Consider the following 1,233-nt stretch of genomic DNA (forward strand, 5'->3'; position numbering starts at 1 on the left):
GCCCAGTCGGGCACGAGTTCGTCGAGACGGGCGATGTCGAGCATGCCGTCGGTGTCGGTGTGCACCTCGGTGAGCTGCAGCTTCTTGTCCGCGACCAGGTCGTGCAGTTCGTTGCGGAAGATCACGTCTTTCGGCTGTGGCGCGCAGTGGACCATGACGACGTCGTTGAACTCGGTGTCGCGCAGCATGCCCATTACGGGCGTGATGCCGCTGCCGGCCGTCAGGTAGAGCACCTTTGCGGGCTTGGCCTCCGGCAGCACGAAGTCACCGGTCGCCTGGTCGAGCTGGATCAGCGTGCCCGGTTTCGCCCTGCGGACCAGGTGGTTGCTGACCTTGCCGTCCGGGATCGCCTTCACGGTGATCGTGACGCGGCCGTCCCGGCGGTGTGCCGGTGAGGTGACCGAGTAGGCACGCCACAGGCGCACCCCGTCGACGTCAACGCCGATCCGCACGTACTGACCGGCCGTGTGGCCGCGCCAGCCCCGTCCCGGCCTGATCACGATGGTCGCGGCGTCATCCGTCTCAGGGTGCACGGCCTCGATGCGCCCACGCAGGTCAGCGCCCGCACGCAGCGGGCTGACCAGGTCGAGGTAGTCCGACGGCAGCAGCGGTGTCGTGACCATCTCCAGCAGTTTCCACGCCCTACTGCGGAGGGCTGCACTCGTCATGACTCCAGCTTGCTGTGCCTCAAGGCGTAAAGTCCTGACCGCAGGACGTAAATCTTGTCGGCTGAATTGTTCGCAGGGAACAAAACATGAGCCATGCAATCCGGAGGGCCAGCGAGCTGGCCCTGGATGAGACGACGGTCACCGCACTGCGGGCCGCGCTGAAGACCACCGCCGACGAGGTGGTCCAGGCGATCATCGACGAGGTCCCTCCCTACGCCAACGCCCTGTCGGGCCACATGGGGGGCACCATCCGCCGAGCCGTCCGCACGGCCCTGGCTCACTACCTGGACCTCGCGAGCGGCAACGCCACGGGCGGTGACGGCGGTGACGCAGCCTACGAGCTGGGCCGCGGCGAGGTGCGCGACGGCCGTTCGATGGACGCCCTGCTCAGCGCCTACCGCGTCGGCGCCCGCGTGGCCTGGCGATGCCTGGCAGCGGGCGCCGTACCCGCAGGTCTGCCCGCCGCCGAGGTCGCCAAGTTCGCCGAGCTGACCTTTGCCTACATCGACGAGCTCTCCGCCGCGAGCGCCGCCGGCCACGCCGATGAACTGGCCGCCCGGGGCCG

The 1,233-nt window shown here is 68.8% G+C and carries 1 protein-coding gene and 1 pseudogene; one reads left to right on the forward strand and one right to left on the reverse strand.

Annotated features, from left to right (window positions below):
• Positions 1-668: ferredoxin reductase (locus tag ABZ281_RS49860; protein ID WP_356665516.1), on the reverse strand; the 668-nt coding region annotated here is incomplete at its 3' end.
• Positions 669-754: 86 nt separating this feature from the next.
• On the opposite strand from ABZ281_RS49860, the pseudogene ABZ281_RS49865 reads away from it, so the two are divergent.
• Positions 755-1,233, forward strand: a pseudogene (locus ABZ281_RS49865) (PucR family transcriptional regulator); the annotation flags it as partial.

The sequence above is a fragment of the Streptomyces sp. NPDC006265 genome, from assembly GCF_040613555.1.
Lineage (GTDB): Bacteria > Actinomycetota > Actinomycetes > Streptomycetales > Streptomycetaceae > Streptomyces.